Here is a 24,591-nt window from a genome sequence, read left to right as displayed (position 1 = left end):
GCCGGTACGTGGGGCGGCGTTATTTGCCTTGGGCAGAAGGGATTTCAGCGATCCGACGATCGAACGCGGCGCGGGTCGGATCGGGGAGACCAGGGTGTGACCGCGCGCTGCGTCGAAGTGTCGCCCCCGTCCGGGAACCACATGCGGATCGACCGGGTGGGATGTACGGCCGGCGGACCGACTCCGGCGCCGCGGATAGTGGTCACCGATCTGCCGCGTGCCGGTGACGGTGAGCGTGCCGAACGCTATCGGCTCGTCACGCGGCAAGTCGTGGGTTTCGCCGCGACCGGCTACGCTTGTTCACCTGAGTCGGTCCGGCCACAGCGCGACCACCTGGTTCGATGCGGCCGACGCCGGAGTGTCCGAAGCGCGATGCCAGCTGTTCCCGGTGCAATGGGAGGAACCGTCCGGAATGGTGATGACGATCGAGCCGATGATGTACAGACCGGTGACGATGTCGCCGGACGAGCCGACGGGTACGAGCGCGTGAGCCCCGGCCCGCTCAATGCCGGGGAACCCCCGACGCTCGGCGGTGTAGGTGGTGCGATCACGCTGGTGGAGGGCAGTACGTTCTGCCTGTCCGATCGCGTGGGCGATGTCGAGCCCGGCACCTCGCACGGGCTGTTCTATCGCGACGCGCGGGTGGTGTCCCGCTGGGAACTGCGGGTGGACGGGCATCGGCCCGAACCGCTCTCGGTGCTGAGCCCGGAGGCGTTCACCGCGCGGTTCGTGCTGCGCCGCCCGCCGCGCGCCGGTGCGGCCGACAGCACTCTGCTCGTGGTGCGCGACCGGTTGGTCGCCGAGGGGCTGCGCGAGACGGTCACGCTGGAGAACCTCGGCCGCGAACCCACCGCCGTCGTGCTCGAACTGCACGCCGAGGGCGATTTCATGGATCTGTTCGCGGTCAAGGAGGGTCGCGGTGTCCACGGCCGCGCGGACGTCCTGGTCACCGATGACGAACTGGTGTTCACCGATCGGGCCGATCGGGCCCGCGGGCTGGCCGTCACCTCCTCGGAACTGCCGCAGGTGCTGCCCGGTTCGCTGTCCTGGCGGGTAGTGGTCCCGCCCGGCGGGTGCTGGCGGACCGAAATTCTCGCGCAGCCGACGATGGCCAATCAACGCGCCCGGCCGCCGGTGCGGCCCGGCGAGCACTACGGGGCCAGCGAACCCGGTCGCAAGATCGAGGCGTGGCGCGATACCGCGACGAAACTCACCGCGGGTGATCCGCTGCTCACCTCGGTCCTGCAGCGCACCGAGAGCGATCTGGGCGCGCTGCGCATCCACGACGACACCCGCGAGGGCCGCACCTTCGTCGCGGCGGGTGCGCCCTGGTTCATGACCCTGTTCGGCCGCGACAGCCTGCTGACCGCGTGGATGGCGTTGCCGCTGGACGTCGGCCTGGCGCTGGGCACCATGCAGCAGCTGGCCGAGATGCAGGGGCAGCGGGTGGATCCGCTGACCGAGGAGGAGCCGGGCCGGATCATGCACGAGATCCGTCGCGGCCCCGCCAGCGGTCAGGTGCTCGGCGGTGAGGTCTATTACGGAACAGTCGACGCCACACCGCTTTTCGTGATGCTGCTTGCCGAGGTGCGGCGCTGGGGCGCGGATCTGGAGGCGGTGCAGGCGTTGCTGCCCGCCGCGGATGCCGCACTGGAGTGGATCGAGCATTTCGGTGATCGCGACGGCGACGGTTTCGTGGAATACCAGCGCGCCACCGATCGCGGCCTGGCCAATCAGGGCTGGAAGGACAGTTTCGACGGAATCAACGACAGCGCGGGGCATTTGGCGCCGACGCCGATCGCTCTGTGTGAGGTGCAGGGCTACGCCTACGCGGCACTGACCGCGCGGGCGGAATTGGCCGAGGAATTCGGCGAATCGGCGACCGCGACCCGCCTGCGCGACCGGGCCGCCGAATTGCGCAGCAAATTCGCCGAGGCTTTCTGGATCCCCGAAAAAGGTTGGTACGCAATAGCTCTGGATCGCCACAAGCGCCGCGTGGATTCGCTCACCAGTAATATCGGGCACTGCCTGTGGTCGGGGATCGCGACCGACGAACACGCCGCGCGGATCGTGGAACAGCTGTCCACGCCGCAGATGGACAGCGGATTCGGTTTGCGCACACTGGCTTCGGGCATGGGCGCGTTCAATCCGATGAGCTACCACAACGGCTCGGTCTGGCCGCACGACACCGCCATCGCCGTCGCCGGACTGCTGCGCTATCGACACATTCCCGGCGCGATCGATCTGGCCACCCGGCTCGCCGACGGACTGCTGGACGCCGCGTCGGCCTTCGGTGGGCGACTACCCGAATTGTTCTGTGGTTTCCCGCGATCCAGATTCCCCGCCCCGGTGCCGTATCCCACCTCCTGTTCGCCGCAGGCGTGGGCGAGCGCGGCCCCGCTGCTGCTGGTCCGCTCGTTCCTCGGCCTCGAGCCCGACGTCCCCCATCGAACTCTGACCGTCCTGCCGCACGTCCCGGCCCGCTGGGGACGGGTCGAACTCACCGATCTGCGTCTGGGTGGAACGGTGCTGGACCTGGCGGTCGACGGCGATCAGGTGCGTTCGTCGAACCTTCCGCAGGATTGGAAACTCATCACCCACTGAGTGCGCGACGCCTGGTCACCAGCCGGTTTCGGTGACACCACCGCGCTGGTCGGGCTCCTCGACCTCGGTGAAGCCCGCGGGCGGTGGGTCGGCGGCGGGGACCGTCTCGGGGGCCGCGCTGCCGGGTCCGGTGGCCGCCTGGGCGTGTGCCGTCGAGCTTGTCGTGGGTGCCCAGCCGGACTCGGTGACGCCGCTGTCGTCGCGCCGGGGGAGGCGCTCCGCATTCTCCAAGGGAATGTCGTCCGCGGTGCCGGCGCGGCGCTGCGGCGAGTTCGGCGGTGCCAGTGAGACTTCGGGAGCCCTGGGCCGCTGCGAGATCAGATCGGGCATACCCTCGACGATTTCGTGCACCTGCGGAAAGCGGCCGCGCATATCCTGCAGCGGCGCCATGAGTTCGCTGCTCTTGCGAGCCAATTCCGCCGCGGCCTGCTGGGCCGCGGCGGTCACCGCTCGGGCGATGTCGGCATAGCTGAGATCGCGGACGCTGCCGTTGAACTTGGTTTCGATCACGGTGCCGTCGGCATTCACGGTCACCGTCACCCGTTTACCGCGTGCGGTGCCCGTCGCGGTGAGTTGGGTGCGGCGAAACTGCAGGTCTGCGATCAGCGCGAGCTGATCCTGGAAGGCCGCCCTGACCTCCGCCAGTTGAGCCTTCGCGAATTCGTTGGCCATCGTTGCCGCTGCGCGCTATCGGAAGCCGTCGGAGTTGCCCTGGTCGGTGTCGTCGAGATACTTCGCGGAGGTCTGCTGACCGTCGGCGTGACTTCCGGAATGGTCCGCCAACCCGTTGGTGATGGTGTGCAGCTGTTTCTGCGCTTCCAGATAACCGTTCTCCACCGCGAACTTGTATCCGTACACGTCCTCACCCCAGGGTGAGCCCAGGCCGTCGGCCTTGGACTGCAACGTGGTGAGCGCATTGGTGATTCGATCGCTGACGTGCTGCGTCTTCGCCGCAGCCTGCCGAAGTAGTTCCGGATCCACCTGAACTTTGCCCATGGCTGGCCCCCTCCGAACCCCGTGTACTCGAATGCCATTCGAACATAGCGTTTCCGAATCAAAGATAGCCGCCCGCCCGAGGCGTCGGCAAGCCGATTCCAAAGACCGTGTAGTCCAAGGGGTTCGGGGCTTGCGGTCGCGCCCGCTGTGTGTCACCGTGACGAATACCGGTGCTGCAAGGGTCGGCGGACCGGGAAGTCCGTGCCCGGATCGGGTCGGATGAGCCATGTGGAGTGGATGCGGCATCTTCCGGTTTCGCCGACCGGCTCGGTGCGCTCCATCGGGAGGGGGACATTCGGTGAACCGGAGTAACCGCGCCGGCGGGTGGTCGTCATAGGCGGCATGGACAAGCCGTCCGGCCTCGAGTACCTCCTCACGTGGCTGGGGCTGGAGTGGCCCGACGGCGACGAGAACAAGATGTGGGACCTCGCCGACGATTGGCACGACGCGGCGAAATCGCTCGCCGACATCGACGGCGATATCGACGCGGCCATCGGCGCGGTGCAGGCCGCGTATCCCGAAGGTTCCGGCGGCGACGCGATGATCAAGCAGCTGCAGTCCATGCGTTCGGGTCCGCAGTCCATCGACCAGCTGGTCTCCTGGTTCAACCACGTCGGCGACAGCGCCCAGTCCACCGGCGACTCGATCGAGGGCGGGAAGATCCAGTTCGAGACGCTGCTGTTGACGACGGCGGCCGCACTGCTGGCCGAGGAGGCGTTTCCGCCGACCGCGCCCGCGGAACAGGCGGCCACGATCGCGATATCCCGGGTCGGCGCGCGGCTGGCCATGCGGCAGTTACTGAAGGCCATCGCTGAGAACGGGCTGAAGGACGTCCTGCTCACGACGTTGAAGAACCAGTGGCAACGGATCCTGCTGCACCTGGTGCTGGACGCGGCCATTCCCGCCGGTGTGAATCTGGCCAATCAAGAGGCGAAGGTACAGAGCGGTCATCAGGACGGCATCCACTGGGGCGATGTGGGGAAGACCGCCGTCGAGGGTTTGGCGGGTGGCCTGACGGGCGGTTTCGCCGGTGGGCTCATGCAGGGGTGGATGCGGAACCTGAGCAGCGGGATGTTCAGGGGCCTGGTGTCGGGCATCACCGGCGGGGTGACCGGGACGCTGGCCAGCGGGCTGGTCGACATGGCGTACACGGGGCAGTGGCAGATGGATCCGAGCGCGCTGGTCGCGGGCGCGTTCTGGGGAGCGCACGGCTCCCTGGGCGGAGATCACGGTCCGATCGAGGACGGCACCGCGCCCCATACCCGGGTGAATCTCGACGAGGGCGGTGCGCCTCCGGAGCGGGTGTCCGTTCCCTCGGACGGCCAGGATGGCGGTTCGCCGCATGTCGAGCCGGCCGGGAGCGTCGCGAATGAGCATTCGCCGTCCTCGAGCGAGCAGGACTCGGGCCTCGCCCAGCAGCACGACACTCAGGCGTCCGATTCGACGCAGCCGACCGGATCGGAACACAGCTCGGAAAAACCCGGCGCGCAGAATGATTCGGCATCCTCCGAGCATGATCGACCGCCGGATTCGCGTCCCGCCGACGAGACGCCGTCCGACACCGGGCAGCAGGGTCATTCGACCGGTTCGGACGGGGCGCGTCCGGAATCGCATTCGGCCGAGTCTCATCCGCTCCGATCGCATGATGCCGAACCGCGTGCCGAGGGAGCGAATTTCACTACGGGAGGGGATCATTCGGGCGCGCGTGCGGACAATGTCGCGCGGCCGGAGTCGCCGGTCTCGGCGCGTTCGGCAGGTTCGGCGGGCGATGGTGTGCGTGCGGCGGGATCGAGTCCGCGTCCACAGGCGACCGGGGACGGCTCGAGCGCCTACCGGCCCACCCATTCCGAAACCACCCCGGCGCGGGGCGAATCCACGACCACACCGGCCGATCGCCCGGTGGCGGGCAGTGCCGAGTCGTCCGAGCCGCGGCCGGCGCCGGATCCCTCGACTGCCGATTCCCTGTCCGCGGACAAGCCGTTCAGCGCCTCGCTCGATCGGCCGGTCTCGGAAGCTCCGCGTGCCGAGGATGTTTCGGTCGCCGGGGCGCGGTCTGCGGACGAACCGGAACTGGTTGTGCCGGACGATATCTCGGGCATTCACGACACTCCCGCTCCGCCGGAGCCGTCGACGCGTGCCGGTCTGGCCGACAACGTTCAGCGTCCGGGCGATCCGGAACGACCGGCGAGCCGCATCGGCGACCGCCCCGAATCCTCCTCGCCGATCCGGGCGCGCAGCACGGGCGTCGAACGCGGCCCACGCGGGGGCGAATCCAGCTCTCGTCCGGGCGAATCCGGCCCCAGGGCGGGCGATTCCAGCCGTACGGACCGTGCGGGTAGTGCCGACCACCCGCGCGAACTCGTCGGCGCCCGCGCCCGCGGTGACGACGACGGCCCCCATCCGAATGAGCAAAATCCCAACGGCGACAACGGAACCCGTCCCCCGGGACCTCCCGGCGACGATCCTGGCACCCGTGCCGGTCTGCCGGAGAATTCCCACCCCGGCGAGGATGGACTCCACCCGTCCGACCGCACCCCGGAGGAACACCGCACCGGCGAGCACGACGAACCGCCTACTCGCCCCGGCGATCACGAACGGCAAGAGCCGCAGCGTGATTCGACAGATCAGGATCATCACGAAGACGGCTCGCCGCATCCGGACGAATCCGTGTCGCCCGAGCGCCCGAGCATCGAGGACGCATTCCGCGACCATGCCGAGCCGACCGACGCCGGCCTCTCGTTGCACGCGCAAGATCCCGAGCTGAGCAGGCTGGCCGCTCGCGTCCCCGCCGACGACCGCTACTTCACCGTAGATGCCCACGTCACCGCCGACGGCTACCTCCGAATCGGCGAACACCGTTACACGCCGGAGGAATTCGGCGACATGCTGCGTGAGCACGGTTGGGACGGCGAGAAGCCCATCCGCATGATCGGCTGCGACGCATCGGAGAACGGCTTCGCCAACCGCCTGGCCAACCACCTCGACACCGATGTTCTCGCCCCCACCGAAAAGGCATGGTCCGACGAGAACGGCCGCGTCTACAGCAGCACCTCCGAAAAAGACGACAATGGCAACCCCCGCCCCCACATCCCCCCGGACGGCGAATGGCACACCACCCACCCCGACGGCACCAAGACACCCGCCGGCGAGGACGGCTTCGTCCCGGGGACGCCCGAGGAAGCCAAACGCCCGCTGGACCCGGACTCGGCAGTGAAACGAGATTCGGATTCGACGGAATCCGAATCCGAATCCGAATCCGAATTCGATCGAAGGCTGCTGCTGCCAGATGTCGGCAAGCGTGTCGATCTCGGTGATGCCACCTATGTGGTCGATGAGAACGATAGAACCAAGGTGGCTGTTGCCAGGATGGAAGTGCCGGCAAATTACAAGAAACACGGGGTCTCACACCTCGATCACCCGGTGGGGTGGATCACAGGCGTCGATCATCGTGGTCATCTGATTCCGGAGGCGGGCGTGAAGAATTACAAGGACGTCAACGTCTCGGAGAACATCATCGCTCAGCATGGCAACTCGAACGTATCCGCCAAGAAGGTCTGGGAGAATGCGTGCAACCGTTTTGTGGAGGAGCATCCGGGTATGTTTGCCAGGGCGGAGATCCTGGACAGGGATGCTAACGGCCGGGTGAACTATACCGAGTTCAGGCTGTACGATGCCGATGGAGACGAGATTCCGGAGTTCGGAGTCGTACTCGATAATCCGTCCGTAAAAGGTCAGGAAGGGCTCGCATACCCGCTACACCGCAACTATTTGGGCCGCTGAAACAAGTTGGTTTCTGGAATGGAGTGAGATGTCGGCAGTACCCCCCGAACAGCAAAAAGCCTTCGACGCTGCAATCGGTCAGCAGGTCCTACGTGAGATGTACGAGGAAGATTCTCGCGCTGCTTTGAAAGTCGAACTTCACGATAAGCGGATCGGGGTTTCGCTGGCCTCCGATACTCAATCGGCAATAATTCCACCCGGAGAGCTGATTCAGGCCATCGCCGATATGGTGACCGCTCACGAACGCGCATCCACAGGATTCACCGACGTGACCTACGAGTACGTGAAGGATGCTCAGGGGCAGTGGACGATGGTCGCGCATTTCTCCTACGCGGACTGACTGTCCATGTACCGTGGCGCGATGTCGGTGGCGCGGACTCGTGATCACCGACATCGCCCGCCCTGTCGTCAACTACGGGATGTACGACCGGAACCGATCGCAAGCTGTCACGACAGCCGCCGACTTCACGGACCGACGATCACCGATACCGCACGCTCTTTCGTCACCTGGTCGACAGGACCGAGTCGAAAGTCGCGCGCCTGAATGTGCCGCACCAGCTTCGGTTCCGGAGCCAGCCCGTGTTTGCGGAGGTAGTGGGGGACAGAGCCGGCCCAGATCCAGGTGCCGTCGGTGCGGTAGTTCAACGGGACGTCGCGGTCGGCGGGGGCGAACTCGTCCACGTCGAGGCTGCGGGCGGCCAGGACGATGGGAGCGGACTCGAGGTAGGTGAGCAGCGCCTCGGTCAGTGCGGGGTCCAGCGGGTCGCGGTCGACGACTGGGCGGCCGTTCGGGTCGCGGCCGTCGTAGACGCGGGCCAGGCGTGGGGGCGGTGGGGTCGCGTCGTCGGTCGGCTCGCTCATCCGTATGTCATCCCCTCCGATGGGCTTTCGAATCCGGACGTCAGAGGTTCACTCGCTGGTCCGGGGCGAGGAACAGTTTATCGCCCGCTTTGACGCCGAACGTCCGGTAGAACTCCGGCAGGTTGCGGACGACCTGGTTGCAGCGGAACTCGTTGGGGGAGTGGGGGTCGGTGGCCAGCAGCGACTGGGTGGACTGGGGGGTCTGCTTCTCGCGCCAGTTGCGGCCCCAGGCCAGGAACATACCGGTGTAGTTCGGGTTGTCGGTCTTCAGGTCGATGCGGAAGGCGGACAGTGAGATCATCAGTCCGCGCAGGTCGGCGAGGTTCTCACCGACCGTGAGCGAGCCGTTGACGTGCTCGGTCGGCGGCAGGCCCTCGGGGACCAGGCCGTCGTACTGGGCGATGAGCTGTTTGGTCTTGGCGGCGAACGCGGCCTCATCCTGCGCGGTCCACCAGTCCTTGCGGTTGCCGTCGCCGTCGTACTTGGAGCCCTGATCGTCGAAGCCGTGGCCGATCTCGTGGCCGATGACCGCGCCGATCGCGCCGTAGTTGACCGCCGCCTCGGCGTCCTTGTCGAAGAACGGCGCCTGCAGGATCGCGGCGGGGAAGTTGATCGAGTTGGAGGTCACGTCGTAGTAGGCGTTCACCGTCTGCGGTGTCATACCCCATTCGGTCTTGTCGACCGGCGTGCCGAGTTTGTTCATCGCACGCCTGGACTCGAAAGCCGAGATGGCCAGCAGGGATTCGACGAGTTTGCCGCGGGTGACCTTCACCTTCGAATAGTCCACCCACTTGTCCGGATAGCCGATCTTGACCGTTATCTTGCCCAGTTTGGCGATGGCGGCATCGCGCGTGGGCGGGGACATCCAGCTGGAGTTGCGGAAATTCTGCCGATAGGCGGCGAGCAGATTGTCCACCAGTTGCTTGGCGCGATCCTTCGCCTCGGCGGGAAAGTACTTGGCCACGTACAGTTTTCCGAGCACTTCGCCCAGGTTGGCGTCGACCACGCCGACCGCGGACTTCCACAGTTCGGGTCGCTGCTGGATGCCCGCGGTGGCCTTCACGTAGTCGAAGTTGGCATCCGAGAGCGCCTTGGTCATGTACTTGGCGTAGCTGCGCAGCAGGGCCAGCTTCAGATAATCCCGCCAGATCGCGATATCGGTGCCGGCCCAGATCTGCCCGGCACTGGTGACGAAGGAGGGTTCGGCCACGACGATCTTCGCGAACAGTTCCTGCGGTCGGTCTGTGCTTCCGGAAAGCCAAGGCTCCCAATCGAATTCGGGAGCCAGCGCCTTGACCTCGTCCCAGGACTTCAGGTTGTAGGTGGCATCGCTGTCCCGGGTCCGCACGTTGTCCCAGAAGGCCATGGCGATCCGCTTCTCCAGATCGAGCACGCGCTGTGCCGCGCCGTCGGGATCGGGCAGCCCGCCACCGGCGGCCAGCTTCTGCAACAGGGTCGAATAGGCCGAAAGGTACTGTGCGTATTGGGGTTTGCTGTAGTACTGCTCGCTCATGCCCAGACCGGACTGGCCGATCGAGGGCAGATAGGCGTTGGAATTCTTCTGGTCGACGGTGATGCCGAGTCCGATCAGCCCGCCCAGCGGCAGCGCGCCCATCACCTTGGCCAGATCGGGTTTCGTTGCCGCGCCGTCGATCTGGGCGAAAAGTCCGGACAACGGGGTCAGGCCGAGCTTGTCCAGGGTCGCCTCATCCATGCGCGCGTCGTACAGATCGCGGATCTGCTGTTCCGGGGTGCCGTCCTTCGGATTCTCGATCCCGGCGATGACCTCCTTCAACTGCCCCTCGATCCGGTCCGACACCTCGGTGAAGGTGCCGAAGCTCGTCTTGTCCGGCGGCAATTGATATGTGCGCAACCACGTGCCGTTGACGTGCCGGTACAGATCGTCCTGTGGGCGGATGGCCTGATCCGCGCCCGACATATCCGGTCCGGCGGGCGGTTTCGTGGCGGAATCGTTGCCGTTGCAGGCGGCCAGGGTCGCGGCCACCGGTACGGCACCGAGTACGGCCAGGAACGAACGACGATCCAGCTGGACCGGACGGCGCGACGAGCTCACGGAAGATCCTTCCCCGACTACAGTGTGGCGAAAGCGGTTGATCGTAGTTCGGCCCGAGGCTACTCGAGTTGCCTGAGAGTCGGGTGAACGACGCGATCGGCAACCCTGATTTGGGCTCGACCTGCGCCTTGGCTACACTGATCCGGTTGCTTGCGGGGCAGCTGTGCCCGCACTTCGGCCGCGAACCCACAGTGGTTGATCTCTGGATCCTCGTATAACCGCTGGCAGGCGCGCGTTTGAGGGGCAACTGACCATGCCCGTCGGGTCGGCAATCCGGCGTGCATTTCGTCCAGGTCTAGGAGGAGCTGAAGTGATTCAGCAGGAGTCGCGACTGCGCGTCGCCGACAACACGGGTGCCAAGGAGATCTTGTGCATCCGCGTGCTCGGTGGCTCGTCGCGTCGCTATGCCGGTATCGGCGATGTGATCGTCGCCACCGTGAAGGACGCCATCCCCGGCGGCAACGTCAAAAAGGGTGAGGTCGTCAAGGCTGTCATCGTGCGCACCGTCAAGGAGCGTCGTCGTCCGGATGGCTCGTACATCCGTTTCGACGAGAACGCCGCGGTGCTGATCAAGGCGGACAACGATCCGCGCGGCACCCGCATCTTCGGCCCTGTCGGCCGCGAGCTGCGTGAGAAGAAGTTCATGAAGATCGTCTCGCTGGCCCCGGAGGTGCTCTGACATGAAGGTGCACAAGGGCGATACCGTCATCGTCGTCTCGGGTAAGGACAAGGGCGCCAAGGGCAAGGTCATCCAGGCCTACCCGGCAACCGAGAAGGTCCTGGTCGAGGGCGTGAACCGGATCAAGAAGCATGTCGCGAACTCCGCGAACCAGCGTGGCGCCAGCTCCGGCGGCATCGTCACCCAGGAAGCGCCCATCCACGTCTCGAACGTGATGGTCGTCGACTCCGACGGCAAGCCGACCCGCGTGGGCTACCGCACCGACGAGAACGGCAAGCGGGTGCGCATCTCCCGTCGCAACGGGAAGGACATCTGATGACGACAACGGAAAACCAGGCTGTGACATCGGGGAGCTCCGCTCCCGTGCCCCGCCTGAAGGTCCGGTACCGCGAGGAGATCCGGGACGAGCTGAACAAGGAATTCGGCTACGCCAACGTCATGCAGATCCCCGGCGTGGTGAAGGTCGTGGTGAACATGGGTGTCGGTGACGCCGCTCGCGACGCGAAGCTGATCAACGGCGCGGTCAACGACCTGACGCTGATCACCGGCCAGAAGCCCGAGATCCGCAAGGCCACCAAGTCGATCGCGCAGTTCAAGCTGCGTGAGGGCATGCCGATCGGCGCGAAGGTCACCCTGCGCGGCGACCGGATGTGGGAGTTCCTGGACCGTCTGGTGTCCATCGCGCTGCCCCGTATCCGGGACTTCCGTGGTCTGTCGCCCAAGCAGTTCGACGGCCACGGCAACTACACGTTCGGCCTGAGCGAGCAGTCGATGTTCCACGAGATCGACGTGGACAGCATCGATCGCCCGCGTGGTATGGACATCACCGTGGTGACCACCGCGACCAACAACGACGAGGGTCGCGCACTGCTCAAGCACCTCGGCTTCCCGTTCAAGGAGAACTGAGCACATGGCTAAGAAAGCTCTGAAGATCAAGGCCGCGGCCACGCCGAAGTTCGCCGTTCGCGCCTACACCCGCTGCCAGCGTTGCGGCCGCCCGCACGCGGTCTACCGCAAGTTCGGCCTGTGCCGCGTGTGCCTGCGCGAAATGGCGCACCGCGGCGAGCTGCCGGGCGTGCACAAGAGCTCCTGGTGAGCTCGCGCTGCTGAGGCAGCGCACGCGCTGAGCGCAACAATCGAATCGAGAAGGGTACGGACTCGGCCGAGTCCGTACCCCTTTCTCGCGTTGAGGAAGACTTCGCCTTCGCGCCCGAGCGACGGCAAATCTCGAACATGAACGTCCCTCGTTCACGGTTGCGAGATAACCTTGAACCGACGGCCGGTGTCGGTGACAGTAGCCCTGACGTGGCGTAATGCGCTGTGTCAGGGCTTCCTCATTTTCATCGGCGCGCGACTCCGACGTATGCCGGGGCGATATCATCGATGAGCGACCGTTTCACGACATGGTTTCTCGCGGCGAAGGTGAACCATCAGCGCGGGAGGTGGTCGGTGAACGCTGAGGTGTTCGGCCACTACCAGCTGCAAGAGCTGATCGGTGAGGGCGGTATGGGCCAGGTTTGGCGGGCCTACGATATCGCCACCGATCGGGTCGTGGCCGTCAAGGTACTACCCGCACAGTGCGCGGCGGATCCGGCTTTCCGGGAACGATTCCGGCGCGAGGCGCACGACACCGCCCAGCTGCGGGAGCCGCATGTGGTCCCGATCCACTGCTACGGCGAAATCGATGGCCGTCTCTACCTGGATATGCGGCTGATCGACGGCGTCGATGCCAGAACCCTGCTCAGCCGCGACGGGGCGATGTCGCCACGACAGGCGGTCGCCGTGATCACGCAAGCCGCGGCGGCGTTGGATGCGGCGCACGCTCGAGGGCTGGTACACCGCGACGTCAAACCGTCGAATCTGCTGATCACCGACAGCGGTTTCGTATATCTGATCGACTTCGGCATCTGTTATTCGGCCGAAGACACCAGGCTGACCGGCGTCGGCACGATGATCGGCACCCTGGCCTACATGGCTCCGGAGCGATTCACCACCGGAGTCGTCGACGGCCGATCGGATGTATACGCCCTGACCTGCGTGTTGTTCGAATGTCTCACTGGTGCACCGCCTTATCCGGGCGACAGCGCGGAACAACAGATCGCGGCACATCTGACCGCCGACCCGCCAGCACCGAGCCTCGAGCGAGTCGATCTGCCCGGCGGGTTCGACCGCGTCGTCGCCCGCGGCCTGGCGAAGAATCCGGACGATCGCTACCCGAGCGCCGGGGAGCTGGCGATCGCCGCCGCCGATGCCCTCACCGATACCCCGACGACGAGCCCGGCGTCGCCACCGAATCCGGCAATAACCTCTGTTCATCCGAATCAACTGTGGCGCAAGCGATTCGGATGGCAGCGGAACCGGCTGTCCGTCCGGGCGATCATGGTCGCGGTCGCCGTGCTGATCGTCGCGGTGGCGGTGGTGGGGATGTGGCGGCTGGCCCGCCCGCCCGCCCCCGCACTGGCCTTCGACGGCAGGTACGCGGTCACTTATACGCACCGTACCGAGAACGGGAAGCCGGTCGAAGCCGCCACCGATACTCGGGTCTGGTCGGTCCGCTCGCGCTGCCTGCCGCACAGCGATCAGTGCGTAGCCTCGATCACCAGCGAGCGCCCGGACGTTCCGGGGAACGACCCGAGCCAGTTCGTCGCGGACTACCGCGACGGCGCGTGGGTGGTCACCAGAGAGGCGCCCCCCTCCGTCGACAGCGATTGTGTCAGCCCGATCACTCATGCGCCCCAGAGCATTCAGCTGTGGCAGCGGGCGGTGTTCCGATCGGAAGGCTCGCAGTGGAGCGGAAGGTACTTCGGCTACGTCGGCGGGCCGTGTGCGTATACCGTCGAAGACGGGATGACCCTCTCTCGCATCGGCAATATCGAGCCGAGCGTCCACGTCGTCGCGCCCGATACCATCCGCGCTCCCGTCGATCCACCGGCGACGGCGATCAACGGGGACTACGACGTGACCGTCACCTACAGTCCGAGTCCCGAAGCCCCGAACCCCCCTCCGCCGGACAAGATTCGGCAGCGATACGACACCATCTGCCTGCGCACCGGCGATCGTTGCGCCGCCACGACCCAGTCGGACCCGCGCACGGATCCCAGCACGGATCCGCGCGCCGTCTTCGCGCCGTTGCTCGTCTTCGGGGGCGGAGCGTGGCGCGCCGCCTACAACTCTCCGTATCCCTGCTCCGGCGACGCGAACGAGCCGTACTCCAGCGCGACTTTCAGTTGGAACCTGGTCCGGTCCGATGCCGGCCCGGGTTCCGTGGACTCCTTCACCGGCACCTGGTCGCGCGAAAAAACCGCCCCGTGCCCCGCGACCAGTCACGCCACGGTCGACATGCAGCCGGTCCGGTCGCTCGGTGTGCATCCGTGACTCGCTGTCTTCGATGCCGACGCCAGAGGTTCGCTCGCACAGTCGATTTCGATGCCGTAACGAGCGGTCACACCGGGAAGCTCACACCGGTCAGTTCTTCGGAGACGTTCCACAACCGCTGCTGGATGCCAAGGTCGTAGGACTGGGCGCTGGAGGTGACCAGTCGGGGATGTCCCCGGCTCTCGGTTCTGCCGTCCGGGCCGTAGTACTGACCGCCGAGCACGCTCGGGTCGGTGGCCGCGCGCAGGCTGGGCAGGGCGCCCATCGCGGCGTTCTGCGTGATCAGCGGTACCACCAGCGGCGCGAGTCGGCGAAGCGGCGCGGGAAGGTTGCGGATCAGGTCCGTGTCGGCGGCGCCCGGATGCGCCGCGACCGCGATGGTCGCGCCGTGTCCGGCGAGACGGCGCTGAAGTTCGTAGCTGAACATCAGGTTCGCCAGTTTGGACTGGCCGTAGGCGCCGATCCGGCTGTAGGAACGCTCCCACTGCAGATCGTCGAAATGTATTGCGGCGCGGATGCGGTGGCCGACACTGCTGACCGTCACCACGCGCGACCCCGGAACCTCCAGCATCCGATCCAGAAGCAGGCCGGTCAGCGCGAAATGGCCCAGGTGGTTGGTGCCGAACTGCAGCTCGAAACCGTCCCGGGTGGTCTGGCGCGGGGTGTGCATCACGCCCGCGTTGTTGATCAGCAGATCGATCCTCGGGTGGGCCGCGCGGAGTTCGTCCGCGGCCGTGCGCACGGACTCCAGCGAGGTCAGATCGAGGTGCTGCACGCTCAGGCGTGCGCCCGGCACCGTGTCGGCGATTCGGGCGGTCGCCTGCTTGCCCTTCTCCACGTCCCGAACCGCGAGCGTCACCGCGGCTCCCCGGGCCGCCAGTGCCCGCGCGGTCTCGAAACCCAGCCCCGTATTGGCGCCGGTGACGACCGCTACCCGGCCGTCCTGTACTGGAATGTCGCTCTCGGACCACTTGCTCATGAGTTCCTCCGTTCTCGGGTCCACCGGCATTACAGACCGGCGGTCTTTTGTGGTGTCGACGCTAAGAGACCGACGGTCTGTTGTCAATAGACCGGCGGTCTGTAATATGACGACGTGGGATTTCAGAGGGCGCGCAGTGCCGAGCAGCGAGAGATGCGCCGCCGCGCGATCCTGGACGCGGCCGCCGCGATGCTCGACCAGATGCCGGTGGCCGATCTGAGCCTGAACGAGCTCAGTCGCCGGGTCTGTCTCGCGAAGTCGAATGTGTTGCGCTACTTCGAATCTCGTGAAGAGATCCTGCTGGAGCTACTGGATCGAGGATTGCGCGAATGCGTCGAGGAGATCTCGGCGCGGTTGTCCGCGATCGATCCGCGACTGCCGGCTGCCGAACGAGGCGACCGGCTCGCCGCCGTCTTCGCTCGTTCGCTGCAGGATCGCCCGGTCGTGTGCGAACTGTTCGCGGCCCAGCCCGGAGTGCTCGAGCGCAACGTCTCGACCGAAGTCGTCCTGCGCTACAAGCGATCCGGTTACGCGTCCCTGGTGACCCTGGTCGACGCCACCCGCGCAGCGGTACCCGAATTCGGCGAATGTGCCTGGATGTTCTGCACGATGTCGGCCGTCATGGCCGCCGCCCTGAGCGCCCACTTCCGCCCATCCCCCAGCGTCCTGGCCGCCCTGGAAGCCGACCCCGCCCTGGCAGCCCTACGCCTCGACGGCCCCGCCACCCTGGAATCCGTTCTCGCCACGTTGGCCGCGGGCACCCTCGCCCGTTCGGACGCCTCGCGCGAGTCGTAAGACCTCGACGAAACCGAGATGGGCCAGGATAACCATTGTCGACCAACAACATTCGTGGCAATCGCGACCATCGCACCGTCGCGGAAGCGATCGCCGGAGGCGGTCGCTCAGACCGAGACCACCGTCGACAGCGGGCGGTCTCGAGGAGATCTTCGAAGATTGAGGACGGAGCTGCCGGGACGGTTCGTATAGTGCTCGTCCGAGCATCCTTCCCCTGGGAGGCTGGGTCCGCATCGCTGATGTGTGGTTCGACCCTGATTTTGTCCTGGTAGTGGGGTTGTCTACACTGGTCCAGTTGCCTGGGCAGGTCTGTGTGCATTCTCGTGTGCGTGGGGCCCGGATGACACGTAACTCATTCGGTCGGCAGAGAGTCGGCCGGACCAGCCGAATTGTCATAGGCCCACCATCGGCGTGCCGGTGCTGTATGGGAACCGTGGCGAGAAAGGTTAGCGGTCACTTATGACCATGACAGATCCGATCGCAGACTTCCTGACCCGTCTGCGCAACGCCAACTCGGCGTACCACGATCAGGTGAAGGCTCCGCACTCGAAGCTCAAGGCGAACATCGCCGAGATTCTCAAGCGCGAGGGTTACATCGCCGACTACCGGACCGAGGACGCGAACGTGGGCAAGACCCTCATCGTGGACCTCAAGTACGGCCCCAGCCGCGAGCGCAGCCTGCAGGGCGTGCGCCGCGTCTCCAAGCCGGGTCTGCGTGTGTACGCGAAGTCGACCAATCTGCCCAAGGTCCTGGGCGGCCTCGGCGTGGCCATCATCTCCACGTCGACCGGCCTGCTGACCGACCGTCAGGCCAAGCAGCAGGGCGTGGGCGGCGAAGTCCTCGCCTACGTCTGGTAAGGGAGGCCAGGACAATGTCGCGTATTGGTAAGAAGCCCATTGCCGTTCCCTCGGGCGTCGAGGTGACCATCGACGGTCGGAACGTCGCGGTCAAGGGGCCCAAGGGCACCCTGTCGCACGTCGTCGCCGAGCCGATCGTCATCAGCAAGGCGGAGAACGGTGAACTCGAGGTCGTCCGTCCGGACGACGAGCGCCGTAACCGCTCCCTGCACGGCCTGACCCGCACCCTGGTCGCGAACATGATCGAGGGTGTCACCAAGGGCTACGAGAAGAAGATGGAAATCTTCGGCGTCGGTTACCGCGTCCAGGCCAAGGGTTCGAACCTGGAGTTCGCCCTGGGCTACAGCCACCCGGTTCCGATCGAGGCGCCCGAGGGCATCACCTTCGTGGTGGAATCGCCCACCAAGTTCTCGGTGTCGGGTATCGACAAGCAGAAGGTCGGCCAGATCGCCGCGGTGATCCACGGCCTGCGCAAGCCCGACCCGTACAAGGGCAAGGGCATCCGCTACGCCGGTGAGGTCGTTCGCCGCAAGGTCGGAAAGACGGGTAAGTAAGCCATGGCCAACACACAAACCGAAGCTCAGAAGGCCGCACGCAAGCCGCTCGGCAAGGACTCGTCGACCCGTCGGCGTACCGCCAAGGCCCGTCGCCACTTCCGGCTGCGCAAGAAGGTCGCCGGCACCACCGAGCGTCCGCGTCTGGTCGTCAACCGCTCCTCGCGGCATCTGCACGCCCAGCTGGTCGACGATTCGGCCGGCAAGACCATCGCCGCCGCCTCGTCGGTCGAGGCCGATGTGCGTGCCGTCGAGGGCGACAAGACCGCCAAGGGCCGCAAGGTCGGCGAGCTGCTCGCCGCCCGCGCGAAGGCCGCCGGCGTGGAGGCCGCGGTGTTCGACCGTGGTGGCCACGACTACCACGGCCGCATCGCCGCCCTGGCCGATGCCGCTCGCGAAGGTGGGTTGAAGTTCTAAATGCGTAGCTTGCGGAGCATTCACAAGACACAGCGGATCAGTCGGCTGTCGATGAACGGAAGGAACGTCTGATGCCGGGACGTCAACGGCGTGACGGCGGCAACGGACCCGCCGGACAGAACAGCGGCCCCGAGGGCGGCCGCCAGGAGCGTGGCGGCGGTCGTGACCGTCGCGGTGACCGCGGTGGCCGCGACAGCGCCGCCGAGAAGAACCAGCTCGAGCGCGTAGTCGCGATCAACCGCGTGTCCAAGGTCGTCAAGGGTGGTCGGCGCTTCAGCTTCACCGCCCTGGTGATCGTGGGCGACGGCAACGGCCTGGTCGGCGTCGGCTACGGCAAGGCCAAGGAAGTTCCCGCGGCCATCCAGAAGGGCGTCGAGGAGGCTCGCAAGGGCTTCTTCCGCGTTCCGATGATCGGCTCCACCATCACCCACCCGGTGCAGGGTGAAGCGGCCGCCGGTGTGGTCATGCTGCGCCCGGCCTCGCCCGGTACCGGTGTGATCGCCGGTGGCGCCGCGCGTGCGGTGCTGGAATGCGCCGGTATCCACGACATCCTGGCCAAGTCGCTCGGCAGCGACAACGCCATCAACGTCGTGCACGCCACCGTGGCGGCCCTGAAGATGCTGCAGCGTCCCGAGGAGGTGGCCGCCCGCCGCGGTCTGCCGCTCGAGGATGTGGCTCCTGCGGGCATGCTGCGTGCGCGCGCGGGACAGGGAGTCTAGACATGGCACAGCTGAAGATCACCCAGATCAAGAGCACCATCGGCGCGAAGGCGAACCAGCGAGATTCACTGCGGACCCTCGGCCTGCGCAAGATCCGGCAGAGCGTGGTCCGCGAGGACAACCCGCAGAACCGTGGTCTGGTCAACGTCGTGCGCCACCTCGTTACCGTTGAGGAGGTAAACGCATGACCCCGATCAAGCTCCACCACCTGCGTCCGGCGCCGGGCTCGAAGACCGAGAAGACCCGTGTGGGTCGCGGTGAGGGCTCCAAGGGCAAGACCGCGGGCCGCGGTACCAAGGGTACGAAGGCTCGCAAGAACGTCCCGGCCCGTTTCGAGGGTGGCCAGATGCCGCTGCACATGCGGCTGCCGAAGCTCAAGGGCTTCACCAACCCGTTCCGCGTCGAGTACCAGGTCGTGAACGTCGGCGATATCGCCCGGCTGTTCCCGCAGGGTGGCGAGATCGGCAAGGCCGAACTGGTCGCCGCCGGCGCCGTGCGCAAGAACGAATTGGTGAAGGTCCTCGGTCAGGGCGAGATCGCCGTGGCCGTTCAGGTCAGCGCCGACAAGTTCTCCGGCTCGGCCAAGGAGAAGATCACCGCGGCCGGTGGCACCGCCACCGAGCTGGGCTGACAGTTACCGGTGCGGCGGGGCGGTAGCGTGGCTCATGACCACGTGAATGTCTCGCGTACGTCGCAGTACTACACAGGTCGCCGGACGGGTGAGAGCCCGTCCGGCGCCGCTGTTAGAGTTCAAGTGTTGTCTGCCAAGACTTGTCGAAACCCGGGCATGACCCACCATGTCGTTAGCCAGGAGGATCTGTGTTTTCCGCCTTCGTGTCGGCTTTCCGGACCCCGGACCTACGGCGGAAGATTCTCTTCACGCTGGGCCTGATCGCGCTGTACCGCGTCGGCGCCGCCCTGCCGTCGCCCGGTGTGGACTACAAGGCTGTCAAACACTGCGTCGACGTCGTCAGCGGTGGTGGTGACGCGGGCATCTACCAGCTCATCAACCTGTTCTCCGGTGGTGCGCTGCTGCAGCTCTCGGTGTTCGCGATCGGCATCATGCCGTACATCACCGCGAGCATCATCATCCAGTTGTTGCGGGTCGTCATTCCGCGCTTCGAGGAACTGCACAAAGAAGGCCAATCCGGCCAGACCAAAATGACGCAGTACACCCGGTATCTCGCTGTGGCGCTGGCCATTCTGCAGGCCACCGGCCTGGTGGCGCTGGCCGCCCGCAAACAGCTGCTGCGCGGGTGTGATCAGGACATTCTTTCCGACAAGAGCATTTTCGGCATGATCATCATCGTGCTGGTGATGACCGCCGGCGCCTCGATGGTGATGTGGTTCGGCGAGCAGATCACCGATCGCGGTATCGGAAACGGCATGTCGCTGTTGATCTTCGCCGGTATCGCCGCGCGGTTGCCCTCCCAGGGCAAGGGAATTCTGGACAGTCGCGGCGGTCTGATCTTCGGCGCGGTCATCGTGGCGGCGCTGGTGGTGGTCGTCGGTGTCATCTTCGTCGAGCAGGGCCAACGCCGGATTCCGGTGCAATACGCCAAACGTGTCGTCGGGCGGAAGATGTACGGCGGCTCGTCGACCTATCTGCCGTTGAAGGTCAATCAGGCCGGTGTCATCCCGGTGATCTTCGCGTCCTCGCTGTTGTATCTGCCGAATCTGGTGGCGCAGCTGACCCAGGGCTCCTCGGGCGGCCAGGGCAGCTGGTGGCAGAAGATCATCCAGGAATACCTGGTGAACCCGGGTAATCCGGTATATGTCGCGATCTATTTCATACTGATCGTGTTCTTCACCTACTTCTATGTCGCGATCACCTTCAGTCCGGAGGAGCGCGCGGATGAGATGAAGAAGTTCGGCGGCTTCATTCCGGGATATCGTCCGGGTAAGCCGACCGCGGACTATCTGACTCGGGTATTGAGCCGAATCACCCTGCCCGGTTCCATCTATCTGGGTGCTGTTGCCGTGTTGCCGAATCTGCTGCTGCATATCGGCGGCGGCGGTGGTGCGGCCAGCAACCTGCCGTTCGGTGGTACGTCGGTGCTGATCGTCGTGAGTGTGGGCCTCGACACGGTGAAACAGATCGAGAGCCAACTGATGAACAGAAATTACGAAGGGTTCCTCAAGTGAGACTCGTACTGCTCGGTCCGCCTGGTGCCGGTAAAGGCACACAAGCTGAACTGCTGTCGGACAAGTTGGGTGTGCCGCACATCTCCACGGGGAACCTTTTCCGTGCGAACATCTCGCAGCAGACGCCGCTCGGTCGCGAGGCGCAGCGGTATATCGACGCGGGCAATCTGGTGCCGAGCGATGTCACCAACCGCATGGTGGAATCCCGCATCTCCGAGCCGGACGCGGTGAAGGGTTTCGTACTCGACGGGTACCCGCGCACGGTCGATCAGGCCGAGGCGCTGGAGAAGATGCTCAAGGAGGCCGGACACGAGCTGAACGCCGTGGTCAGCCTCGAGGTCGCGGAAGACGTCGTGGTGGGCCGCATGCTCGGTCGCGGCCGCTCGGACGATACCGAGGAGGTCATCCGCAACCGGATGCACGTGTACCAGTCGGAGACCGCGCCGCTGCTCGAGCACTACGACGGCCTGGTCGTCACCGTGAACGGCGTCGGCGGGGTCGACGAGGTCAACGGGCGCGTGCTGCAGGCCCTGGGTCGCTGACGCGGATGGTCTTCGGCCGCAAGCACAAGAAGGTGGTGCCGTTCCGCACGTCCGGTGAACTCGACGCGATGGCGGCGGCGGGAGCCGTCGTCGGCCGGGCCCTGGTAGCGGTGCGCGCGGCTGCGAAGCCGGGCGTTTCCACGCTGGAATTGGACGAGGTCGCCGAGCAGACCATTCGCGACGCGGGTGCGGTGCCCTCCTTCAAGGGCTACCACGGATTTCCGGGATCGATCTGTTCCTCGGTGAACGACCGTGTGGTGCACGGGATTCCGGCCGCGGACGAGATCCTCGCCGAAGGTGATCTGGTGTCGATCGACTGCGGCGCGATCCTGGACGGCTGGCACGGCGATTCGGCGTGGACGTTCGGCATCGGCGAGATCATCGAGCCCGATCGGCTGCTCAGCGATGCGACCCGGCTGTCCATGGAGGCCGGGATCGAGGCGATGCTGCCCGGCAACCGGCTCACGGACGTCTCGCACGCGATCGAGCTCGGTACCCGGGCGGCCGAACGCGAACACGGCCGGTCCTACGGCATCGTGGACGGATACGGCGGGCACGCCATCGGCCGGGAGATGCATATGGACCCATTCCTGGCGAACGAGGGCGCACCGGGTCGCGGGCCGAAACTCGTCGTCGGATCGGTACTCGCGATCGAACCGATGCTGACGCTGGGCACCACGCAGACCAAGGTGCTCGGCGACGATTGGACCGTCGTGACAACCGATGGGACCCGGGCGGCGCACTGGGAACACACCGTGGCCGTGACGGAGGATGGTCCGCGGATTCTGACATTGCGTCCCGAGTAGCGGATAGCGTCATCTTGCACTGGGTCCGCGGGTCGGAGCGGGTGTGTTGTCGTTCGGATGTGAATTGTGTGCGGAAAAGGTGTGGATCGGGCTCTCGGTGGGCACCCATCCGTGGTGACATCGCGCGGTGACTCGGGGGTGACCGGTGACTCGGGGGTGACCGAAGCGGTCGGCGAGGCAGCCGAGCGCGCGGGGCTCGGGCGGTACCTGCGGACGTATCGTCCGGGGCCCGCGGACGTCGGGCGGCCGCTGGCCGGAGCAGTGGCGATCACCGCCGGAATCGTTCTCGCCGCGGTCGGATTCGCCATCGGTGTGCCGCCCGTGGGGGCCCTGGGCGTCGTGGTGCTGCTGGCCGGCGGGGCCTGGTTGCTGGTGGAGACGGGGTGGTTGGCCGCGGTACGGCGGCACGACAGTCGGCTGGATCTGTACCAGCACGGTGTGGTCGCCTCGGGCGAGGGGCAGGTCCGCGCGGTCCGGTACGACAGCACGACGGTCCGTCGCAAGATCGTGCATGCGGCCAAAGATGCTGCGGCAGAGGATGTTTCGTACCGTTACACGATCGTGGACACCGATGGTGCGCCCGTGGAGCTGCGGCACGGCATCGAATGTCCGCGGCAGTGGGGCGTGGAGATCGAACAGGGCATCCTGCAGGCTCAGCTACCGGCGGCCCAGGCGGCATTGGACGCCGGGGAGCGGCTGGATTTCGCGCCGCTGTGGCTGACCGCGGCGGAACTCGGTACGGGTTCGGAATCGGTGCCGTGGTCCCAGGTCGATGATCTGGCCGTGGTCGGCGGCTGGCTGAGCGTGCGGATACGGGGGCGCGCGCAGCCGCTGGAATCGCTGCCGTTGTGCCTGGTGCCGAATTACATGATGTTCCGGACGTTGGCCGAGCGGTTGCACGCGGCGTCCGTCGCCGGCGCGGCCGGGTGAGCCGTCCCCAGTTCAGGCTTCCAGGAGCAGGGTCACCGGACCGTCGTTGACCAGCGCGACCCGCATGTGCGCGCCGAATCGTCCGGTGGCTACGGTGGCGCCGAGCGCGCGGAGAGTTTCGGCGAACAGCTCGACCAGAGGTTCGGCGACCGGGCCGGGTGCGGCGGCGGACCAGGACGGGCGGCGGCCCTTGGTGGTGTCGGCGTAGAGCGTGAACTGACTGACCACCAGGATGGGAGCTCCCAGATCCGCGGCCGAACGTTCCCCTTCCAGGATTCGTAACCGGAACAGCTTGTCGGCCAGAGTTTTCGCGGTCGTCTCGGAATCGGTGTGGGTGACCCCGACCAGAGCCGCGAGACCGTGCGGCACGCCCGCTGCGGCCGGGTCGATCCGGCCGACCACCTCGTCGTCCACGATCACCTGCGCGGAACTCACGCGCTGCACCAGTATTCGCACATCGCACATCATCGCAGGTCTGTCGCATTCCCAAGTTTGGCTGTGCCGATTTGCATTTCGGCTACTCCTCGTTCATGTCGGCGCAACGGCCGATTCGCCGACGGCTGCCATCGTCGATGGTGCGCACCGTAGAGGTGAGAGCGCGAGGAGAGGGGCACGCGATGACGACCGTCAAGGTCGATCCGGAGCAGTTGCGCAAGGCGGCGACCAAGACCGGCGAAGTGCGGGATCGGATCGGGAGTGTCCTCACCACCCTCCAGTCGGCGCTGGCCGCGCGTGGCGAGCCCTGGGGCGACGATTCGCTGGGGCACCAGTTCGCCGACGGCGACAAGGGCTATCTGACCGCGAAGAAGAACATGATCACCGGTGCGGGGCAGTTCGAGAAGACCTTCGACAGCTACTCGACGGGCCAGACGCAGAGCGCCGACAAGATCGAGACCACCGAGCACGGTACGGCCGCCGTATACGTCACCTTCGATAATTGACGCCGGGTCGGTGACCGATGGCATACGAGTTCGACAGAGCCGAGCTGGAATCGATCGTCGAGGACGCACAGGAACAACTGCGCACGGTCGCCCGAATTCAGCAGCAGCGCATCCAATTGATCGGTACCGCAACGGTTTCCAACAAACGCGTCACGGTCAGTGTGAATGCCGACGGGATCGTGGTGGAGACCAAGTTCGGGCCGGGTATCGAGAATCTCGGATTCTCGGCGATCGCCAAGGCGGTCACCGAGGCCGCGCAGCTCGCCGCCGAGGATCTGGCCGAGAAGAATCGGGAGCTGATGGCGCCGCTGCAGAGTCAGCGGGCCCGGCTGCCGAAACTCTCCGACCTGGTCGCGGGCATGCCCGATTTGCGCGGCGCGTTGCCCACGCCGTCGAAACCCTCACTGAAACCGCCGAATTCGGCCGATCGCAACCCACTACCCGGCGCGGACGAAATGCAGTTCACGGACGTGGAGTCGTACGATCACGACCACGATCACGAAGTGCAGCATCGGACCACGGAAGCCGGTTGGTGA

The 24,591-nt window shown here is 66.0% G+C and carries 27 protein-coding genes; 21 read left to right on the top strand and 6 right to left on the bottom strand.

What is annotated here, in order from left to right; translation table 11 throughout:
- Positions 1-486 precede the first annotated feature (486 nt).
- A complete protein-coding gene (locus NV1_RS23735; RefSeq protein ID WP_067895477.1) occupies positions 487-2,604 on the top strand; it encodes an amylo-alpha-1,6-glucosidase in 2,118 nt (705 codons plus the stop codon).
- Positions 2,605-2,619: 15 nt separating this feature from the next.
- Here NV1_RS23735 and NV1_RS23730 read toward each other — a convergent pair whose 3' ends face one another.
- Positions 2,620-3,276, bottom strand: a complete 657-nt coding sequence (locus NV1_RS23730; protein WP_067895262.1) for a YbaB/EbfC family nucleoid-associated protein — start codon at positions 3,274-3,276, stop codon at positions 2,620-2,622.
- Between the two features lie 15 nt (positions 3,277-3,291).
- Positions 3,292-3,600: a WXG100 family type VII secretion target gene (locus NV1_RS23725; protein ID WP_067895259.1), complete on the bottom strand. Its 309-nt coding sequence runs from the start codon at positions 3,598-3,600 to the stop codon at positions 3,292-3,294.
- Positions 3,601-3,942: 342 nt separating this feature from the next.
- Between NV1_RS23725 and NV1_RS23720 the strand changes: the two genes are divergently transcribed.
- On the top strand, positions 3,943-7,380 hold the full coding sequence (locus tag NV1_RS23720) for a WXG100-like domain-containing protein (RefSeq protein WP_157117295.1): 3,438 nt from the start codon (positions 3,943-3,945) through the stop codon (positions 7,378-7,380).
- Positions 7,381-7,408: 28 nt separating this feature from the next.
- Positions 7,409-7,720: a hypothetical protein gene (locus NV1_RS23715; protein ID WP_157117293.1), complete on the top strand. Its 312-nt coding sequence runs from the start codon at positions 7,409-7,411 to the stop codon at positions 7,718-7,720.
- A 125-nt stretch (positions 7,721-7,845) separates the two neighbouring features.
- On the opposite strand, the gene NV1_RS23710 is transcribed toward NV1_RS23715, so the two are convergent.
- Together NV1_RS23710 and NV1_RS23705 are read right to left on the bottom strand one after the other, a co-directional pair.
- Positions 7,846-8,241 carry a hypothetical protein gene (locus tag NV1_RS23710; protein ID WP_067895250.1) on the bottom strand — a complete coding sequence of 132 codons (396 nt, stop codon included), beginning with the start codon at positions 8,239-8,241 and terminating at the stop codon, positions 7,846-7,848.
- A gap of 40 nt (positions 8,242-8,281) precedes the next feature.
- Positions 8,282-10,315 (bottom strand): M13 family metallopeptidase, encoded by a 2,034-nt coding sequence (locus NV1_RS23705; RefSeq protein WP_245713881.1) that lies wholly within the window; start codon positions 10,313-10,315, stop codon positions 8,282-8,284.
- 310 nt (positions 10,316-10,625) lie between these two features.
- On the opposite strand from NV1_RS23705, the gene rplN reads away from it, so the two are divergent.
- The 5 genes from rplN (at position 10,626) to NV1_RS23680 (ending at position 14,369) form a co-directional block, all read left to right on the top strand.
- Complete coding sequence (rplN, locus tag NV1_RS23700; protein ID WP_067895247.1) at positions 10,626-10,994, top strand: 50S ribosomal protein L14; 369 nt, start codon at positions 10,626-10,628, stop codon at positions 10,992-10,994.
- A gap of 1 nt (position 10,995) precedes the next feature.
- Positions 10,996-11,310, top strand: coding sequence for a 50S ribosomal protein L24 (rplX, locus tag NV1_RS23695; RefSeq protein WP_040818503.1), 315 nt, complete (start codon positions 10,996-10,998; stop codon positions 11,308-11,310).
- Positions 11,310-11,900, top strand: a complete 591-nt coding sequence (rplE, locus tag NV1_RS23690) for a 50S ribosomal protein L5 (RefSeq protein WP_067895244.1) — start codon at positions 11,310-11,312, stop codon at positions 11,898-11,900. Before rplX ends, rplE begins: the two co-directional genes overlap by 1 nt.
- 4 nt (positions 11,901-11,904) lie before the next feature.
- Positions 11,905-12,090 carry a type Z 30S ribosomal protein S14 gene (locus tag NV1_RS23685; RefSeq protein ID WP_040818507.1) on the top strand — a complete coding sequence of 62 codons (186 nt, stop codon included), beginning with the start codon at positions 11,905-11,907 and terminating at the stop codon, positions 12,088-12,090.
- 353 nt (positions 12,091-12,443) lie between these two features.
- On the top strand, positions 12,444-14,369 hold the full coding sequence (locus NV1_RS23680) for a serine/threonine-protein kinase (RefSeq protein WP_084525716.1): 1,926 nt from the start codon (positions 12,444-12,446) through the stop codon (positions 14,367-14,369).
- Positions 14,370-14,436: 67 nt separating this feature from the next.
- Here NV1_RS23680 and NV1_RS23675 read toward each other — a convergent pair whose 3' ends face one another.
- The gene (locus NV1_RS23675) at positions 14,437-15,348 is read right to left on the bottom strand and encodes an SDR family NAD(P)-dependent oxidoreductase (RefSeq protein ID WP_067895471.1); all 912 of its coding nucleotides are present in this window, start codon (positions 15,346-15,348) and stop codon (positions 14,437-14,439) included.
- 114 nt (positions 15,349-15,462) lie between these two features.
- On the opposite strand from NV1_RS23675, the gene NV1_RS23670 reads away from it, so the two are divergent.
- From NV1_RS23670 to NV1_RS23620, 11 genes are all read left to right on the top strand, one after another.
- Complete coding sequence (locus NV1_RS23670; RefSeq protein ID WP_067895239.1) at positions 15,463-16,143, top strand: TetR/AcrR family transcriptional regulator; 681 nt, start codon at positions 15,463-15,465, stop codon at positions 16,141-16,143.
- Between the two features lie 459 nt (positions 16,144-16,602).
- Positions 16,603-17,001 carry a 30S ribosomal protein S8 gene (rpsH, locus tag NV1_RS23665; protein WP_067895236.1) on the top strand — a complete coding sequence of 133 codons (399 nt, stop codon included), beginning with the start codon at positions 16,603-16,605 and terminating at the stop codon, positions 16,999-17,001.
- Between the two features lie 14 nt (positions 17,002-17,015).
- Positions 17,016-17,555, top strand: coding sequence for a 50S ribosomal protein L6 (rplF, locus tag NV1_RS23660; RefSeq protein ID WP_067895233.1), 540 nt, complete (start codon positions 17,016-17,018; stop codon positions 17,553-17,555).
- Between the two features lie 3 nt (positions 17,556-17,558).
- Positions 17,559-17,972: a 50S ribosomal protein L18 gene (rplR, locus tag NV1_RS23655; RefSeq protein WP_067895230.1), complete on the top strand. Its 414-nt coding sequence runs from the start codon at positions 17,559-17,561 to the stop codon at positions 17,970-17,972.
- A gap of 71 nt (positions 17,973-18,043) precedes the next feature.
- The gene (gene rpsE / locus NV1_RS23650) at positions 18,044-18,691 is read left to right on the top strand and encodes a 30S ribosomal protein S5 (protein ID WP_067895226.1); all 648 of its coding nucleotides are present in this window, start codon (positions 18,044-18,046) and stop codon (positions 18,689-18,691) included.
- A gap of 2 nt (positions 18,692-18,693) precedes the next feature.
- A complete protein-coding gene (rpmD, locus tag NV1_RS23645; protein WP_067667070.1) occupies positions 18,694-18,879 on the top strand; it encodes a 50S ribosomal protein L30 in 186 nt (61 codons plus the stop codon).
- Positions 18,876-19,322 carry a 50S ribosomal protein L15 gene (rplO, locus tag NV1_RS23640; protein WP_067895224.1) on the top strand — a complete coding sequence of 149 codons (447 nt, stop codon included), beginning with the start codon at positions 18,876-18,878 and terminating at the stop codon, positions 19,320-19,322. The genes rpmD and rplO overlap by 4 nt, the downstream gene beginning before the upstream one ends.
- Positions 19,323-19,510: 188 nt before the next feature.
- The gene (secY, locus tag NV1_RS23635) at positions 19,511-20,836 is read left to right on the top strand and encodes a preprotein translocase subunit SecY (protein ID WP_067895221.1); all 1,326 of its coding nucleotides are present in this window, start codon (positions 19,511-19,513) and stop codon (positions 20,834-20,836) included.
- Entirely contained in the window at positions 20,833-21,378 is a 546-nt protein-coding gene (locus NV1_RS23630; protein ID WP_067895218.1) for an adenylate kinase, read from the top strand. Before secY ends, NV1_RS23630 begins: the two co-directional genes overlap by 4 nt.
- Positions 21,379-21,383: 5 nt before the next feature.
- Positions 21,384-22,184: a type I methionyl aminopeptidase gene (gene map / locus NV1_RS23625; RefSeq protein WP_067895215.1), complete on the top strand. Its 801-nt coding sequence runs from the start codon at positions 21,384-21,386 to the stop codon at positions 22,182-22,184.
- A gap of 138 nt (positions 22,185-22,322) precedes the next feature.
- The gene (locus tag NV1_RS23620) at positions 22,323-23,114 is read left to right on the top strand and encodes a DUF6585 family protein (protein WP_157117288.1); all 792 of its coding nucleotides are present in this window, start codon (positions 22,323-22,325) and stop codon (positions 23,112-23,114) included.
- Positions 23,115-23,126: 12 nt separating this feature from the next.
- On the opposite strand, the gene dtd is transcribed toward NV1_RS23620, so the two are convergent.
- The gene (dtd, locus tag NV1_RS23615) at positions 23,127-23,570 is read right to left on the bottom strand and encodes a D-aminoacyl-tRNA deacylase (RefSeq protein ID WP_067895467.1); all 444 of its coding nucleotides are present in this window, start codon (positions 23,568-23,570) and stop codon (positions 23,127-23,129) included.
- A gap of 161 nt (positions 23,571-23,731) precedes the next feature.
- Here dtd and NV1_RS23610 point away from each other — a divergent pair, with 161 nt between their 5' ends.
- The gene (locus tag NV1_RS23610) at positions 23,732-24,055 is read left to right on the top strand and encodes a WXG100 family type VII secretion target (protein ID WP_084525690.1); all 324 of its coding nucleotides are present in this window, start codon (positions 23,732-23,734) and stop codon (positions 24,053-24,055) included.
- A 17-nt stretch (positions 24,056-24,072) separates the two neighbouring features.
- Positions 24,073-24,591: a YbaB/EbfC family nucleoid-associated protein gene (locus tag NV1_RS23605; protein ID WP_067895209.1), complete on the top strand. Its 519-nt coding sequence runs from the start codon at positions 24,073-24,075 to the stop codon at positions 24,589-24,591.

It is taken from the genome of Nocardia vaccinii NBRC 15922 (assembly GCF_001613305.1).
GTDB classification, from domain to species: domain Bacteria; phylum Actinomycetota; class Actinomycetes; order Mycobacteriales; family Mycobacteriaceae; genus Nocardia; species Nocardia vaccinii.
Note: the sequence above shows the minus strand (reverse complement) of the source record. Positions and strands in the feature narration are given on the sequence as shown.